Source organism: Stenotrophomonas sp. Ps181, from assembly GCF_025697425.1.
Classification (GTDB): domain Bacteria; phylum Pseudomonadota; class Gammaproteobacteria; order Xanthomonadales; family Xanthomonadaceae; genus Stenotrophomonas; species Stenotrophomonas sepilia.
Genome location: NZ_JAHWBI010000010.1, coordinates 12,122 through 26,822, shown reverse-complemented (window position 1 = coordinate 26,822; position 14,701 = coordinate 12,122). Strand labels below are relative to the sequence as shown.

Sequence of the window (14,701 nt, the reverse complement as noted above, 5' to 3'; positions counted from 1 at the left end):
CCGTCCATGCCACCGACAAGCGGATACAACGAGGACACGGACATGGCGCATTTTGAACTGATCGAAAAGATGGCACCCAATGCGGTGATCAAGGTGGTTGGCGTGGGCGGCGGCGGCGGCAATGCCGTGGCGCACATGGTCAACTCGGCGGTGGACGGCGTGGAGTTCATCACCGCCAACACCGACTCGCAGGCCATCAAGAATTGTGGTGCCAAGCTGCAGCTGCAGCTGGGTACCAACGTGACCAAGGGCCTGGGCGCAGGCGCGAACCCGGAAGTCGGCCGCCAGGCCGCGCTGGAAGACCGTGAGCGCATCATGGACGCGCTGCAGGGCGCGGACATGGTGTTCATCACCGCCGGCATGGGCGGCGGCACCGGCACCGGCGCTGCGCCGGTGGTGGCGCAGCTGGCCAAGGAAATGGGCATCCTGACCGTGGCCGTGGTCACCAAGCCGTTCCCGTTCGAAGGCCGTCGCCGCATGCAGGTGGCGCTGAAGGGCATCGAGGAACTGAGCCAGCACTGCGACTCGCTGATCACGATCCCGAACGAGAAGCTGATCACCGTGCTGGGTCGCAACGCGACCATGATCCAGGCCTTCCGCGCCGCCAACGACGTGCTGCAGGGCGCCGTGCAGGGCATCGCCGACCTGATCGTGCGTCCGGGCCTGATCAACGTCGACTTCGCCGACGTGCGCACCGTCATGTCCGAAATGGGCCTGGCGATGATGGGTACCGGCACCGCACGGGGCGATGACCGCGCCCAGGCCGCTGCCGAATCGGCGATCCAGAACCCGCTGCTGGACGATGTGAACCTGGCCGGTGCCAACGGCATCCTGGTCAACATCACCGCCGGCGCCGACTTCACCATGGCCGAGTTCGACGAGATCGGCCGCACCATCGACGGCTTCGCTTCGGAAGACGCCACCGTCGTGGTCGGCACCGTGCTGGACCCGGACATGCAGGACGAAGTGCGCGTGACCGTGGTGGCCACCGGCCTGAACCGCGTCTCGGCCAGCAAGACCCAGCGTCCGGGCGAGCGTGCACCGATCAAGCTGGTCCGCAACGCCACCACCGGCCAGCCGGAGTTCGGCGAGTTCGACAACGGTGGCGACGCCGTGTCCAAGGCCGTGGGCGGCATGGGCCTGGGCCTGCGCCGTGCCAGCAGCGATACCGCGGCGGCGTCCGCCCCGTCGGCCCCGTCGGCTTCGGCCCCGGCAGCGGCGGAACTGCCGAACGACTACCTGGACATCCCGGCCTTCCTGCGCCGCCAGGCGGACTAAGCGGGGCGGCCCGGGGTTGTCCTCCCCGGGTTGCGCCACCATGTCCTGAAAATGCGGGCGCCGGGCCAGGATGGGCCCGGCCGCCCTGCTTTAAGCGCTTCCCCAGCGGCGTGCCGGTGTGTCGTGCCGGTGGCTGTCACTGGCGTTTCAGCCAGGGTAGGGGAGTGCGCGTGTTAATCTAATGTGTCACTTCCGGTCCATCCCCATGATCCAGCAACGCACCCTCAAGAACACGATCCGCGCCACCGGCGTTGGCCTGCACAGTGGTGACAAGGTCTACATGACCCTGCGCCCGGCACCGGTCAACCATGGCATCGTGTTCCGCCGCGTGGACCTGGACCCGGTGGTGGAAGTGCCGGCCAAGGCCGAACTGGTCACCGAAGTGACCCTGTGCACCGGCCTGACCTGCAACGACGCCAAGATCCAGACCGTCGAACACCTGATGTCGGCGCTGGCCGGCCTGGGTGTGGACAACATCATCGTCGAGCTGTCCTCGGCCGAGTTGCCGATCATGGACGGTTCGGCGGGCCCGTTCGTGTTCCTGCTGCAGTCGGCCGGCATCGTGGAACAGGATGCGCCCAAGCGCTTCATCCGCGTGCTGAAGACCGTGGAAGTGACCGAGGGCGACAAGGTGGCCCGCTTCACCCCGTACGAGGGTTACAAGCTGGGCTTCACCATCCAGTTCGACCACCCGATGATTCCGGCCAAGCAGTCGCGCCAGGAAATCGAGTTCTCGACGCTGGCCTACACCAAGGAAATCTCCCGCGCGCGCACCTTTGGTTTCATGCGCGACCTGGAGTACATGCGCGAGCGCAACCTGGGCCTGGGCGGTTCGATGGACAACGCCATCGTGCTGGACGAGTTCCGCGTGCTCAACGAAGACGGCCTGCGCTACGCCGACGAATTCGTGCGCCACAAGATCCTTGACGCCATCGGCGACCTCTATCTGGCCGGTGGCCAGGTGTTGGGTGCGTACGAGGGCTTCAAGTCCGGCCACGCGCTCAACAACAAGCTGGTGCGGGCCCTGATGGCCGACGCCAGCGCCTGGGAATGGGTCAGCTTCGACTCGCCGGCCACGCCGGATCCGGTGGAATACGCTACCCCGGCGTACGCCTGATTCCGTAGGCTATTGAATTTAAATATAAAAACGCCGCCTTCCCGGGCGGCGTTCTTGTTTCCGGCGTCGGCGACGCATTCAGCGTGCTTGAAAGACGTCAAGGCTGGTTCAAGGTCACGGTTTTGTGAACCTGTTGGATCAGAAGCCTGAATTTAACGCCGTTTTAACAGCAATCTAACGACAGGCCCCCGGATGGCCGCTAGGATGCGACCCGGCCCCCGAAATGTTTCACGCCGTGGTGACACGCGCGACGGGGAGCGGAGCCGGATGCTCCGTTGCCATCAGGATCGTTTCTTCGGCTTCGAAGGAACGTCCTGCAGGCAAGCCAAGGCGTCGCGTAGCCCTTTGTGCGTGGCGGCTGAAACTGCGTGGGGTCCATTCCGGTTGTCGAGCGCTGGGGAGCGCGTGGGAGTGGGAGACGCAGTCTTGATGGTCACCCTGGTGGCCTTCAGCCCGATGGAACGGGCCGCGTCGAGCAGCTGGGCTTCGGCAAGCCGCAACTTGGCATGCCAGACCGGGGACTCGACGAGAAAAACGAGGTGTTCCCCGTCCACATTGGCCAGCCGGCAACGGCTGCGCAGAGGTGGCGGCAACTGGGGGCGCAACTGACGGTCCAGCGCGTCGAGCCACAAGGCACGCCGCAGCGGGTTGCCGCTTTTGTCCGCCATTACCGCATCCAGCGCCGGTTTCGGTGCCGACGCGGGGCGAACGCTGGATTTCGGCTCAGACATGAAAACTCACTGATGGCATTCAAAAAGATCGTAATCAAAACGCGTGAAGGACAGGCCAAGTCGTCGCCGATCGCGCGTTTGCGGTTCTATTTCGAGGACCGCCCCCGTGCCCTGCTGGGCAGCGTGCTCGGGGTAGGCTGCATTATCGGCCTTGCTGGCGGCATTGGCGCCAGCGCGCTGAATGATTCCCGGCTGCAGGCCAAGGTCGAGCGCCAGGATGCGGAACTGGCCAAGGTCAAGCGTGATGCGCAGACCCAGGTCAACGCGCTGGCGGCTCGCCTCGGCGAGCTGCAGGCGCAGGCGACCCGCCTCAACGCCCTCGGCGAACGGCTGACCCAGATGGGCAAGCTGGAGGACGGCGAGTTCGACTTCAACGAGACCCCCGGCCTCGGTGACGGTGACGCAGGCGGCCCGACCAGCGACATCCCGGTCAAGGACGTCAACGCCGACTTACAGGTGCTGGAGCAGCGCTTCGCTGCTTCAGGCCGCCAGTTGTCGGTGATGGAATCGCTGATGTTCGACCACCAGCTGCAGCAGAACGCCGTGCCGTCGCGCATGCCGATCCGCAACAGCTACGTGACGTCCGGTTTCGGCACCCGTGCTGACCCGTTCGGCCGCGGTGCCGCCACCCACAAGGGCATGGACTTCCACGCAAAGGTCGGTGACCCGGTGATGGCCGTGGCCGAGGGCGTGGTCAGCTTCGCCGGCGTGAAGGGCGGCTACGGCAATGTCGTCGATGTCGACCACGGCAATGGCTATGTCACCCGCTATGCGCACAATTCGCGCCTGGTGGTGAAGGCCGGTGACCTGGTCCGTGCCGGCCAGGAAGTGGCCAAGGCCGGTTCCACCGGTCGTTCGACCGGCGCCCACGTGCACTTCGAGGTGTGGGAGAACGGCAACGTGGTCAACCCGCGCAAGTTCCTCGGCGACGGCGGCAACACGCCGGTCGGCCGGGTCAGCCGCGGCTGATGCCGGGTCGGATCCCTTCCGCGCCGCGGGAGGGCTCTGACCCGATGCGGTTGATCTGGTAGTGCCGGCCGCTGGCCGGCAACCTCATGATCTTCGGCAGCATCGCGGATCACCGGCCAGCGGCCGGCACTACCCCTCGGGGTTGAAACCCCTCGCGCCCGTCCCAAGCTACAATGGGTGTTGCCATCGACAGGGCGCCAGGCGCCCTGTTTCGTTTGCGGCGGACGGATCCCCAGGGGGAGGCCGGGCGTCGTGTCCATCCAACCCGGTTCCTTCAATGATCAACAGCCTGCTTACCCGCGTATTTGGCAGTCGTAACGAACGACAGCTGCGCCAGCTCAACCGCATCGTCGCCAAGATCAATGCGCTGGAGCCGGAGATCGAGAAGCTGTCCGACGAGCAGCTTCAGTCCAAGACGCCGGAGTTCAAGCAGCGCATCGCTGACGGTGAAGCCCTGGACAAGGTGCTGCCGGAAGCGTTCGCGGTCTGCCGCGAAGCCGGTCGCCGCGTGCTGGGCATGCGCCACTACGACGTGCAGCTGATCGGCGGCATGGTGCTTCACCTGGGCAAGATCGCAGAAATGCGCACCGGTGAAGGCAAGACCCTGGTGGCGACCCTGCCGGTGTACCTCAACGCACTGGAAGGCAAGGGCGTGCACGTGGTCACCGTGAACGACTACCTGGCCCGCCGCGACGCCGCGCAGATGGGCAAGCTGTACAACTGGCTGGGCCTGAGCGTGGGCGTGGTGTACCCGGGCATGCCGCACAGCGACAAGCGCGACGCCTACGCTGCGGACATCACCTACGGCACCAACAACGAATTCGGTTTCGACTACCTGCGCGACAACATGGCGCTGTCCAAGGCCGACCGCTACCAGCGCGGCCTGCACTACGCCATCGTCGACGAAGTCGACTCCATCCTGATCGACGAAGCGCGTACCCCGCTGATCATCTCCGGTCCGGCCGACGATTCCCCGGAGCTGTACATCCGTGTCAACCGCGTCGTGCCGCACCTGGTCAAGCAGGAGAGCGAGGACGGCGAAGGTGATTTCTGGGTCGATGAGAAGGGCAAGCAGGTGCACCTGTCCGAAGCGGGCATGGAGCACGCCGAGCAGCTGCTGGTTGAAGCCGGCATCCTCAACGGCGAAACCGAAGGCCTGTACGCGGCGCAGAACCTGACCGTGGTCCACCATCTCAACGCCGCCCTGCGCGCGCACGCGATCTACCAGCGCGACGTTGACTACATCGTGCGCGACGGCGAAGTGGTCATCGTCGACGAGTTCACCGGCCGTACCCTGGCCGGCCGCCGCTGGTCCGACGGCCTGCACCAGGCGGTGGAAGCGAAGGAAGGCGTGCCGGTGCAGCGCGAGAACCAGACGCTGGCGAGCATCACCTTCCAGAACCTGTTCCGCATGTACAAGAAGCTGTCCGGCATGACCGGTACGGCCGATACCGAAGCGTTCGAGTTCCAGAGCATCTATGGCCTGGAAGTGGTGGTGATCCCGACCAACCGCCCGACCATCCGCAAGGACAGCCCGGACCAGGTGTTCCTCAACCGCAAGGGCAAGTTCAATGCGGTGCTGGCCGACATCGAAGAGTGCGCCAAGCGCGGCCAGCCGGTGCTGGTCGGTACCACTTCGATCGAAACCTCGGAAATGCTGTCCGAGCACCTGAGCAAGGCCGGCGTGAAGCACGAAGTGCTCAACGCCAAGCAGCATGACCGCGAAGCGACCATCGTCGCCAACGCGGGCCGCCCGGCGGCGGTGACCATCGCCACCAACATGGCCGGCCGTGGTACCGACATCGTGCTGGGCGGCTCGCTGGAAGCCGAGATCCACGCCCTGGGCGAGGACGCGACCGACGAGCAGAAGGCGGCGGTCAAGGCCGAATGGCAGAAGCGCCACGATGCAGTGAAGGCCGCCGGCGGCCTGCACATCGTCGGTACCGAACGCCACGAATCGCGTCGTATCGACAACCAGCTGCGTGGCCGTTCGGGCCGCCAGGGTGACCCGGGTTCGTCCCGTTTCTACCTGTCGCTGGAAGACAACCTGATGCGCATCTTCGCCTCCGACTGGGTGCAGAAGGCCATGCGCATGATGGGCATGAAGGAAGACGACGTCATCGAGGACCGCCTGGTCAGCCGCCAGATCGAAAAGGCGCAGCGCAAGGTCGAGGCCCACAACTTCGACATCCGCAAGAACCTGCTGGACTTCGACGACGTCAACAACGACCAGCGCAAGGTGATCTACGCCCAGCGCGACGAGCTGCTGGACGCCGAGTCGGTGAAGGCCAACGTCGACGGCATCCGTGACGACGTGATCTTCGACACCGTGGCGCGCTTCGTGCCGCCGAACTCGATCGACGAGCAGTGGGACCTGCGTGGCCTGGAAGCGACCCTGGAGTCGGACTTCGGCCTGCAGATGTCGCTGACCGACCTGGTCAAGCAGCATGAGGAACTGGACGCCGAGGCCATCGCCAGCAAGGTCCAGGAGCGCGTCAACCAGCACTTCGCCGAGAAGGAAGCCAGCCTGGGCGAAGAGACCATGCGCGCGCTGGAGAAGCACGTGATGCTGACCGTGCTGGACCAGAGCTGGAAGGAGCACCTGGCGCGCATGGATTACCTGCGCCAGGGCATCTACCTGCGTGGTTACGCGCAGAAGCAGCCCAAGCAGGAATACAAGAAGGAAGCCTTCGAGCTGTTCTCGGACATGCTGGAGAACGTCAAGCGCGAAGTGGTGACCCTGCTGGCCCGCGTGCGTATCCGCAGCGACGAGGAAGTGCAGGCCCTGGAGGCCGCCGAGCGCCAGCAGGCGCAGGCGCGCCTGAGCCAGTCGCAGTTCCAGCACCAGGATGCGGGCGGCTACAGTGCCGACGAGGAAGCCGCGCAGGTGGAAGCCGCCCAGCAGGGTGTGGCCACGCTGCAGCGCGACGAGCCGAAGATCGGCCGCAATGATCCATGCCCGTGCGGCAGTGGCAAGAAGTACAAGCACTGCCACGGCCAGCTGAGCTGACCCCGGAGGGCCCCGCGCAAGCGGGGCCTTCTGCTTTGCAGCCGGCGTCCGGCCCGGATCCGTGATTGCGCTGGTCGCCCTGTTCTGGGCATGCTGCCCCCATGCATTCCCCCACCCGATCGATCCACGTCGTGGCCGCCGTCATCACCGACGCCCGGGGCCGCGTGCTGCTCAACCGCCGTACCGAGAACCGCGACATGGCCGGCCTGTGGGAATTCCCCGGCGGCAAGCGCGAATCCGGCGAGACCTCCGAACAGGCGCTGGCGCGTGAACTGCGCGAAGAGCTGGGCATCGAGGCCGATGTCGGGCCCTGGCTGATGGATGTGCCGCAGCGCTATCCGGACAAGCACCTGACCCTGGAAGTGCGCCATGTGCGCAGCTGGAAGGGCACCCCGCGCGGCCGCGAAGGCCAGGCGATCACCTGGGTGGCGCAGGACAAGCTGGGCCGCTATTCGATGCCGCCGGCCGACCTGCCGGTGGTGGCCGCACTGCGCCAACCGGACCGCTACCTGATCACCCCGGCGCCGGCTGACGGCATCGGAGGCGTGCAGCAGTGGCACGAGCAACTGTTGCGGGCAGTAGCCGCAGGGCAGCAGCGCATCCAGCTGCGCCTGCCACCGGAACACCCGCAACGGCAGGCCATGATCGAACAGGCCGTGCGCGCGCATCGTCGCGGCGTGCAATGGCTGCTCAACCGCGATGTGGCGCTGGCACGCGCACTGGGCGTGGGTGTGCACCTGGGCAGCGAGCAGCTGCAGGACCTGCAGGAACGGCCGTTGCCGGAAGGGCAGCTTGTCGCCGCGTCCTGCCACGACCTGGAGCAGCTGCAGGCGGCGCAGCGGCTGGGCTGCGACTTCGCGGTGCTTGGCCCGGTGCAGGCCACGGCCAGCCATCCCGATGCGGAGCCGCTGGGCTGGGAGGCCTTCGCCGCGCTGCGCGCGCAGGTGTCGCTGCCGATCTACGCGTTGGGTGGGATGGCCGCCGGCCATATCGCCGAAGCCCGCCGCCATGGTGGGCAGGGTATCGCTGCGATCGGCGGGTTGTGGCCGGCGTGAGCCCTCCCGGTCACAACGTGATCCAGAAACACCCATACTGCCGACGCAACCCCAGCACCGTCGAAGCGCGCGACACGCTGCCGGGCAGCGTCTGTTCCAGGCGCAGGCCGACCGGATGCCGCACGGCCGACGGCTCCGGGTCGGATCCCTGCGCCGCAGCGCTCTGATCCTCATCCTGCGATTGCGGCAGCGCCTGCGAGGCATACACCGGTACCACGTCTACCAGCGGCCGACGGACCAATGATTCCAGCTGGCCGAGGATGCGCTGCGCACCGGCATCGGAGACTGCGCCCCACAGGTACAGCGACGACAACCGGTTCACATCGTTGCTGAGGATGCCGACGCGCAGTGCGTCCACCAGCTCGCTCAGGCGCCGTGGGCAGCGCGCCCCCAGGGTGTCGCGCGGCAGGGTGCTGCCGGTGGGCGCGGGCGGTGGCAATCGCGATCGGGCGCCGACACTGTCGCAGGGGCGGTCGGTGTACACGCTCTGCCCCCGCGCATCAGTGCAGCGGTTCAAGCGTGGGGACTGCGCATGGACCACGCTCGACGCCGAGCACAATGACAGCAGCAACAGCAGGAAGGAAAGCCGGTTCATCGACGCAGGGTAGCGCCGATCGCGGTGGCATGGCGTGCTTTCAGCCGTGCAGCAGCTTCAGCACCGACGTGGTCGGCCTGGCCAGGTTCAGGGTGTAGAAGTGCAGGCCCGGCGCGCCGCCCTCGACCAGCCGCTGGCACAGCTTGGCCACCACTTCCGTACCGAACGCCCGCACCGATTCGGCGTCATCGCCATAGGCCTGCATCTTGCGGCTGATCCAGCGCGGGATTTCCGCACCGCACTGCTCGGAGAAGCGGCGTAGCTGGCTGAAGTTGGCGATCGGCATGATGCCGGGCGTGATCGGTACCTGCACGCCGAGCCGGCGCACGGCATCGACAAAGTGGAAGTACGCATCCGGGTTGTAGAAATACTGGGTGATCGCCGCGTCGGCGCCGGCATCGATCTTGGCCTTGAAGTGCTTGAGGTCGGCCAGTGCATCGGAGGCCTGTGGGTGGGTCTCCGGGTAGGCGCCCACTTCGATGCGGAACGCATCGCCGTGTTCGGCGCGGATGAACTCGATCAGCTCGGCGGCATAGCGCATGTCGCCGGGGAAGCCCATACCGGAGGGCAGGTCGCCACGCAGCGCAACCAGGCGATGGCAACCGATGGCGCGGTACAGCTTGAGCAGTTCGCGGATCTCCTGGCGGGTGCCGCCGACGCAGGACAGATGCGGCGCCGCCTCGAAGCCATGGTGCTGGTTGAGATGGCGCACGGTCTCGGAGGTATAGCTCAGGGTCGAGCCACCGGCGCCGAAGGTACACGACACGTATTCGGGGGCGTAGTCCTTCAGCTTGGCCGCAGCACGGTCCAGCTGGCTGCGCTGTTCGTCGGTCTTGGGCGGATAGAACTCGAAGCTGATGGCAGTCATGGCGCGGATGGCGGCGGTCGGGGCGGGTGAGTATATCGCTTCATCAAGATGGATGTTCAATGATTCTGTGTGCGGGCGCCGCGAGCGTACGGCCGTGCAGGCGCTGCCAGCGGTTACTCTGTGCGGCGGATTCCCAGATCGCGCCGCACCATGTCCATCGTCCTTACCGATTTCGCCCGTCCCCGCCTGTTCCCGCGCATGCCGCGCGGCAACACCATCCAGGACTGCACTGCCGAACAGTTCGAGGCGTACCTCAATGCCCATGAACCGATGAAGGTCCTGCAAGGTTATGCCCCCTTCTGCAAACTGTTCGTCTATGAGAACTGGACCAGCACCCGGTGCCTGACGGTGCCGATCACCGAGGCCAACCGCCATCTGCTGCGCAGTGGTTACGAGGCGCGCAACCGGGAAGAACTGCCGGTACTGGTGCGCTGGTTCGAAGGCGTGGAAGCGCCGCGCGCCAACTATCTGGTCGTCATCCTGTACAGCGCGGAGCAGCTTGCGAAGGAAGGCTCGCCGATCGGGGCTGAGTGGGGCATCGTCGGCTGCATCTACACCGCTGAGCCGGACGAAGTGCCGATGGCCCCGATCACGATGATGCGCAATGCGCTGGGCGTGGAAGAGGGCGGTTCCGGCGTGCCGCTGGACCGCGAGGCGTACCGGCGTGCGGTGGAATTCTGGGAGAACAACGCCAATTGGCGGCCGTAAGGGAAGGACAGGCCAGTACAGCCACGCCATGCGTGGCTGCTTCATCGTTCGACGGTTTTCCACTCCCACCAGGGGTAGTGATACTCGCGGTCGATCGCCTGCCAGTGTTGGCCGCAGTGGGTGCAGGCGACGCGATGGCAGTCGCCCCAGCCATCCTCCGCTGCGTCGAGCGACAGCAGCTGCATCTGCCCGTGTTCGATCAGCCGACGGGGGTCGAAGAACGGATAGCCGGGGTTGAGCGCACACAGGCAGCCGGTGCCCGCGCGCCAGAAGCGCAGCCGCTGCAGCGCCGCCTTCAGGTGCGCCTGGTTGCTGACCAGCATGCCGCCCAGCGCTATGCCTGCGCTGTGCTGCTCGATCAACGTCACGTGCGGTGCCAGCGCATCCAGCGGCGCCGCATCGAACAGTCGGGCGAGCGTACGCGCGGCGTCGGTGATGCGCCCGCCGTCGCCTGACAGCAGGTCCTGCAGCAGCGCCTGGGCGTGGGCATCGTTGAGCATGGGCGTCGCAGTCCAGGGCCAGCGCATCAGCGTGCCTTGCCGATGGCGGCGAAGTGTCCGCCGGTGAGCTGCAGCAGATCGCCCGGTGCCAGTTCCACTTCCAGGCCACGACGGCCGGCGCTGACATGCAGTGTGTGCAGGGATTCCGCACTGGAATCAAGAAAGGTGCGCAGGCGCTTTTTCTGGCCCAGCGGGCTGATGCCACCGACCAGATAACCGGTCGCACGCTGTGCGGCGTCAGCGGCGGCCATCTCGCATTTCCTGCAGCGGGCGGCTTCCGCCAGCGCCTTCAGGTCCAGCTGGCCGGCGACCGGCACGATGGCCACCAGCAGTTCGTGGGTGTCGGTGCTGGCCAGCAGGGTCTTGAACACCTGCGCCGGGTCCAGGCCGAGCTTTTCCACGGCTTCGCCACCATAGGAGGCGGCATGGGCATCGTGCACGTAGCTGCGCACGCTGTGGGCGATGTTCTCGCGCTTGAGCAGATTGATGGCGGGGGTCATGCGCGCATCGTAGCGCGCAGGGAACAACCTGCCTTGACCGAGGCTGCTGGAGGGCCCCTGCGATAATGCGCGCTGTACACCGTCTGGAATCTCATCATGCGCGCACCGCCCCTGCTTCATGACCTGACCCTGGATAGCGAACCGTGCGCGGGTCCGTACCCACCGCAGGGCTTCTGGCCGATCGCCGAAGGTGCACTGGGCAACGGTGATCAGTTCGGTCTGTACTGGCCACTGGGTCGGGAGGCTGAGCCGCCCGTGGTCTGCGAAATGTTCCATGACGAGGGGCGCATGGTCTTCCGCCATTCCTCGTTGGATGTCTTCGCGCAGTGGCTGGATGCCGGTGGCGCGGAACAGGACGACGATGACGGCTGCGAGCCGCGTGAGCACGCGGTACCGGATGCGGGATCGCCGTTGCCCTTGATCGAGCGCGCGCAGCGGCATGTACAGGCCGCCGAACCGGCCCAGGCAATTGCGTTGCTGGAGGACGCCTGCAGCCGCTTTCCGGAACTGCCGCGCGCGTGGGCCCTGCTGGCAGGGCAGCAGATGCGCCTGGGCCAGCACGCGGCGGCCGTGGCGGCGGCACGTGCGGCGATCCTGGCCAACTGGGCTTTCGGCATTCCCGAGCCCGGCGTGCTGCGCATGCTGCGGACCACCGATGCGGCCGGCGATCCTGTGCTGGCGATGGCGCAGCAGATGGGGTTCGCCTTCGGCGGCGCCAAGACCAACCCGGACTATGCGCTGATGCAGGCGTGCATCGATCAGTGCTGGGATGCGGGAGATACGTTGGCGGCACTGCGCGTGAGCCAGAACCGCTGCTACGTGTTGAGCAGCGAGACTGTTTCCTTCCAGCAGCGCGAAGGCTTCGATCTGGAGGCCTGGCGGCGCGACTTCGCCGCACGGTGCCAGCGTGCGCTGCACGACGACCGGCAGCGCATGTAGCTCCGGGCCATGGGGCCGGAGCCCTTTCCCTTGGAAAGGGATCCAGCCCCGCGACGCGGGATCAGCGCGACATCGATTGCTGCGTCTGTATCTGTTCCTGGGTCTGCCGCTGTGACAGCTCGTTGTCCAGCGCCTGGCTCTGCCGCGTGCTGTCCTGCAGGTTCTGGTTCACCGCCTGCGACAGGTCGACGTAGGTGCGGTGCATGGCGGGATCGCCGAGCTGGCCCTGCACCGCGAACACGCCCTGGTTGTCCGGCCGCGCCAGCACGGTATCGACCTGGCTCATGCCGGCTACCTTGGATTCGTAGGCTACCTGGCCTGCGGCGTTCTCGAGCTGGCTGCGGTCATTGAACAGCGGCGACAGGCCGCCCTGGCGACGCTGTTCTTCCAGTGCTTCCAGCTTGTCCACGACCTGCTGGTAGCGTGGGTGGTCGGCGTGGCCCGGGGTGGCCATGGTCGGCTCGGCCGCCTGTGCACGCTGCTGGGTGGCCGCCTCCAGCGCCCCCAGGGTTGCGCCGCCGGCCTTGCCGTCAACGGTGAGCTGGTGGTCACGCTGGAACTGCTTGACCGCTTCCACGGTGCCGGGGCCGAAATCGCCATCGGCCACCAGCGGCTTGCCGTCCTTGCCCAGATAGCCCAGGTCGGACAGCTTCTGCTGCATGGCCTGCACCTCATCGCCCTTGCTGCCGTTGACCAGCACGCCGTTGCCCGCAGGCGTGCCCGGTGACCCGTGCGAGGGAGCATGGGTGGGGGTGATGCCGATCTGGACCATGGCCCGGTCGAAGCGCTCATCGCGGCTGGCTACGGCGGCCTGCGACTGGATGCCGTACTTGGTGGCATCGACGAAGTTCTGCACGTCGCCGCGCGTCGGCGGATTGCCGGCCTGGACGGTGCCGCCCTGCAGCTTTTCCGCATTGCCGGCCAGATAGCTGATGAACTGCGGGCCCATGCTGCCGAACTGGTTGTCATAGTCCGCCATGGCCAGCTGCAACTCCGGGTTGGCGGCGATGGCATCGGCCGCGGCCGGATTGGTTGCACGCACCTTGGCGATGGCCTGATCGACACGCTCGATGGCGCTGTCCAGCTTGGCGTTGGTGAGCTCATCCATCCTGGCCTGCGGAATGGCCTGCAACTTGGCGTCGAGCGCCGCCAGCTGCTGGGTGCTTAATCCTCCCTGCTGGGACAACAGTGCGATGTCACCATCGGTGAAGCCGTTGTCGCGCAGGAAGCGCCTGGCCTGCGGATTGCCGCCCACATCGAACTGCACCAGCCCGAACGAGTAGGTGCTTGCGCCTTTCTGTGCGTATGAGAAGTGGTCCAGGTGGCGGGTGTTGCCGCCCAGCTCGGTGTTGAGGAACAGCGTGGACAGCTGTTCGCGCGTAATGGTGGAATCCGTTGCCATGGTCATCGTCCTTCAATGAGGGTAAAGCGCCGGGCGTGCCCGGCGATTGTCAGCCCGCGCAGTGCTGCTGGGTGAAGCGGAGCAGCTGGCGGATGGCCTGGGTACCGTAAGCAGCCGGCGCCGGTTCGAGGGCGAACTGGCCAACCATCTGGTTGCTGCACAGCTGCACGTTGCGCCTGCCGGCGGAGGTTTCCTGGGTGCAGTTGGCTGCGAGCAGGGCGTTGGGGCCGCCGCCCATGTTCGTGGCAGCCGTGCAGCCCAGCAGGCGGCCTTCCTGGCCGTTCTCACCCAGCAGCGTGTTGAAGTTCGCCAGCTGGCTGTTGGGATCGCGCAGCACCAGCAGGTCCACGCATTGCTGCTGGCCGTCAGGGGCTTCGCATGCATCCTGGTCGATCAGGCCGTCACGCGTGGCGGACAACACCTTGAGGCGATCGGTGTACACCTGCTGCAGGCACTGTGCATCGGTGCACAGGTCGCGGGTGTGCTCCTGCCAGCGCTGCTGTTCGGCGTGCAGCTTGCTCTGCCCTGCTGCATCGAGTGTGGCCTGTGCGGCAGTGACCGCCTTGCCCACGTCCGCATCCAGGCCGGTCAGGGTCGGGTCCCTGCAGACCAGGGTCTGTGCCGGCGACGCTGCATCGGCGCAGCCAGCGCTCGTGTCGGCGACCGTGGCGGGCGCGTCGGCGGCCTTGCCTGCGGGGCTGGCCTGTCCGCTGGCCGCAGCCGGAGCCGTAGCGCCGGCTTCGCCGGCAGGTGGGGTGCAGGCGGCCATCAGGGCCACCCAGCACAGGGTCATCAGGGGCTTCATGGCCCGGTTCAGTCGTTCACGGTTGCGCGGCATGTCCTGTCCTTTGGTGTCTGCGTCCCGGCGCATGGCCTGCCGTTGGCAGCCCACGCGGGCGTAAAGCCTAGCAAGCGGCTTCTTAGTGCTCCGTGACAGGGTGCGCGGATCGGTTGCCGGGTGCCGCAACGCAGAACGGGCGCCCGAAGGCGCCCGTCCTGTCTGCATACGTTGCCGGGGTCAGAGCCCTT

The 14,701-nt window shown here is 66.6% G+C and carries 14 protein-coding genes; 7 read left to right on the top strand and 7 right to left on the bottom strand.

Annotated elements, in window-relative coordinates; all coding sequences use genetic code 11:
• Positions 1 to 42: 42 nt before the first annotated feature.
• Both ftsZ and lpxC read left to right on the top strand, forming a co-directional pair.
• Positions 43 to 1,278 (top strand): cell division protein FtsZ, encoded by a 1,236-nt coding sequence (gene ftsZ, locus KXV01_RS18555; protein ID WP_111096806.1) that lies wholly within the window; start codon positions 43 to 45, stop codon positions 1,276 to 1,278.
• A 205-nt stretch (positions 1,279 to 1,483) separates the two neighbouring features.
• The gene (gene lpxC, locus KXV01_RS18550; protein ID WP_008267619.1) at positions 1,484 to 2,395 is read left to right on the top strand and encodes a UDP-3-O-acyl-N-acetylglucosamine deacetylase; all 912 of its coding nucleotides are present in this window, start codon (positions 1,484 to 1,486) and stop codon (positions 2,393 to 2,395) included.
• Positions 2,396 to 2,676: 281 nt separating this feature from the next.
• Here lpxC and KXV01_RS18545 read toward each other — a convergent pair whose 3' ends face one another.
• On the bottom strand, positions 2,677 to 3,126 hold the full coding sequence (locus KXV01_RS18545; RefSeq protein WP_049413132.1) for a DUF721 domain-containing protein: 450 nt from the start codon (positions 3,124 to 3,126) through the stop codon (positions 2,677 to 2,679).
• A gap of 12 nt (positions 3,127 to 3,138) precedes the next feature.
• Between KXV01_RS18545 and KXV01_RS18540 the strand changes: the two genes are divergently transcribed.
• The 3 genes from KXV01_RS18540 (at position 3,139) to KXV01_RS18530 (ending at position 8,160) form a co-directional block, all read left to right on the top strand.
• Positions 3,139 to 4,095, top strand: coding sequence for a M23 family metallopeptidase (locus KXV01_RS18540; protein WP_033834438.1), 957 nt, complete (start codon positions 3,139 to 3,141; stop codon positions 4,093 to 4,095).
• Between the two features lie 277 nt (positions 4,096 to 4,372).
• The gene (secA, locus tag KXV01_RS18535; RefSeq protein ID WP_111096805.1) at positions 4,373 to 7,105 is read left to right on the top strand and encodes a preprotein translocase subunit SecA; all 2,733 of its coding nucleotides are present in this window, start codon (positions 4,373 to 4,375) and stop codon (positions 7,103 to 7,105) included.
• Between the two features lie 101 nt (positions 7,106 to 7,206).
• The gene (locus tag KXV01_RS18530; RefSeq protein ID WP_049413137.1) at positions 7,207 to 8,160 is read left to right on the top strand and encodes a Nudix family hydrolase; all 954 of its coding nucleotides are present in this window, start codon (positions 7,207 to 7,209) and stop codon (positions 8,158 to 8,160) included.
• Between the two features lie 10 nt (positions 8,161 to 8,170).
• Here the strand turns inward: KXV01_RS18530 and KXV01_RS18525 are convergent, their stop codons facing one another.
• Positions 8,171 to 8,755, bottom strand: coding sequence for a DUF4124 domain-containing protein (locus KXV01_RS18525; RefSeq protein ID WP_111096804.1), 585 nt, complete (start codon positions 8,753 to 8,755; stop codon positions 8,171 to 8,173).
• Positions 8,756 to 8,795: 40 nt separating this feature from the next.
• Complete coding sequence (gene metF, locus KXV01_RS18520; protein ID WP_049439325.1) at positions 8,796 to 9,623, bottom strand: methylenetetrahydrofolate reductase [NAD(P)H]; 828 nt, start codon at positions 9,621 to 9,623, stop codon at positions 8,796 to 8,798.
• Positions 9,624 to 9,773: 150 nt separating this feature from the next.
• On the opposite strand from metF, the gene KXV01_RS18515 reads away from it, so the two are divergent.
• Positions 9,774 to 10,331 carry a DUF3228 family protein gene (locus KXV01_RS18515; RefSeq protein ID WP_099495689.1) on the top strand — a complete coding sequence of 186 codons (558 nt, stop codon included), beginning with the start codon at positions 9,774 to 9,776 and terminating at the stop codon, positions 10,329 to 10,331.
• 41 nt (positions 10,332 to 10,372) lie between these two features.
• Here KXV01_RS18515 and KXV01_RS18510 read toward each other — a convergent pair whose 3' ends face one another.
• Together KXV01_RS18510 and ybaK are read right to left on the bottom strand one after the other, a co-directional pair.
• Complete coding sequence (locus tag KXV01_RS18510) at positions 10,373 to 10,858, bottom strand: hypothetical protein (protein ID WP_099495688.1); 486 nt, start codon at positions 10,856 to 10,858, stop codon at positions 10,373 to 10,375.
• Positions 10,858 to 11,331 (bottom strand): Cys-tRNA(Pro) deacylase, encoded by a 474-nt coding sequence (gene ybaK / locus KXV01_RS18505; RefSeq protein WP_072167860.1) that lies wholly within the window; start codon positions 11,329 to 11,331, stop codon positions 10,858 to 10,860. The genes KXV01_RS18510 and ybaK overlap by 1 nt, the downstream gene beginning before the upstream one ends.
• A gap of 96 nt (positions 11,332 to 11,427) precedes the next feature.
• Here ybaK and KXV01_RS18500 point away from each other — a divergent pair, with 96 nt between their 5' ends.
• Positions 11,428 to 12,270, top strand: coding sequence for a tetratricopeptide repeat protein (locus KXV01_RS18500; RefSeq protein ID WP_111096803.1), 843 nt, complete (start codon positions 11,428 to 11,430; stop codon positions 12,268 to 12,270).
• Positions 12,271 to 12,331: 61 nt separating this feature from the next.
• Here KXV01_RS18500 and KXV01_RS18495 read toward each other — a convergent pair whose 3' ends face one another.
• A complete protein-coding gene (locus tag KXV01_RS18495; RefSeq protein ID WP_240458961.1) occupies positions 12,332 to 13,672 on the bottom strand; it encodes a peptidoglycan-binding domain-containing protein in 1,341 nt (446 codons plus the stop codon).
• Between the two features lie 49 nt (positions 13,673 to 13,721).
• Positions 13,722 to 14,510, bottom strand: a complete 789-nt coding sequence (locus KXV01_RS18490) for a hypothetical protein (protein WP_111096801.1) — start codon at positions 14,508 to 14,510, stop codon at positions 13,722 to 13,724.
• Positions 14,511 to 14,701 lie beyond the last annotated feature (191 nt).

Excerpts from the sequence above, each read along its gene's own strand:
- ftsZ (WP_111096806.1), top strand. The coding sequence starts at position 43 with ATGGCGCATTTTGAACTGATCGAAAAGATGGCACCCAATGCGGTGATC.
- lpxC (WP_008267619.1), top strand. The coding sequence starts at position 1,484 with ATGATCCAGCAACGCACCCTCAAGAACACGATCCGCGCCACCGGCGTT.
- KXV01_RS18545 (WP_049413132.1), bottom strand. The coding sequence starts at position 3,126 with ATGTCTGAGCCGAAATCCAGCGTTCGCCCCGCGTCGGCACCGAAACCG.
- KXV01_RS18540 (WP_033834438.1), top strand. The coding sequence starts at position 3,139 with ATGGCATTCAAAAAGATCGTAATCAAAACGCGTGAAGGACAGGCCAAG.
- secA (WP_111096805.1), top strand. The coding sequence starts at position 4,373 with ATGATCAACAGCCTGCTTACCCGCGTATTTGGCAGTCGTAACGAACGA.
- KXV01_RS18530 (WP_049413137.1), top strand. The coding sequence starts at position 7,207 with ATGCATTCCCCCACCCGATCGATCCACGTCGTGGCCGCCGTCATCACC.
- KXV01_RS18525 (WP_111096804.1), bottom strand. The coding sequence starts at position 8,755 with ATGAACCGGCTTTCCTTCCTGCTGTTGCTGCTGTCATTGTGCTCGGCG.
- metF (WP_049439325.1), bottom strand. The coding sequence starts at position 9,623 with ATGACTGCCATCAGCTTCGAGTTCTATCCGCCCAAGACCGACGAACAG.
- KXV01_RS18515 (WP_099495689.1), top strand. The coding sequence starts at position 9,774 with ATGTCCATCGTCCTTACCGATTTCGCCCGTCCCCGCCTGTTCCCGCGC.
- KXV01_RS18510 (WP_099495688.1), bottom strand. The coding sequence starts at position 10,858 with ATGCGCTGGCCCTGGACTGCGACGCCCATGCTCAACGATGCCCACGCC.
- ybaK (WP_072167860.1), bottom strand. The coding sequence starts at position 11,331 with ATGACCCCCGCCATCAATCTGCTCAAGCGCGAGAACATCGCCCACAGC.
- KXV01_RS18500 (WP_111096803.1), top strand. The coding sequence starts at position 11,428 with ATGCGCGCACCGCCCCTGCTTCATGACCTGACCCTGGATAGCGAACCG.
- KXV01_RS18495 (WP_240458961.1), bottom strand. The coding sequence starts at position 13,672 with ATGGCAACGGATTCCACCATTACGCGCGAACAGCTGTCCACGCTGTTC.
- KXV01_RS18490 (WP_111096801.1), bottom strand. The coding sequence starts at position 14,510 with ATGCCGCGCAACCGTGAACGACTGAACCGGGCCATGAAGCCCCTGATG.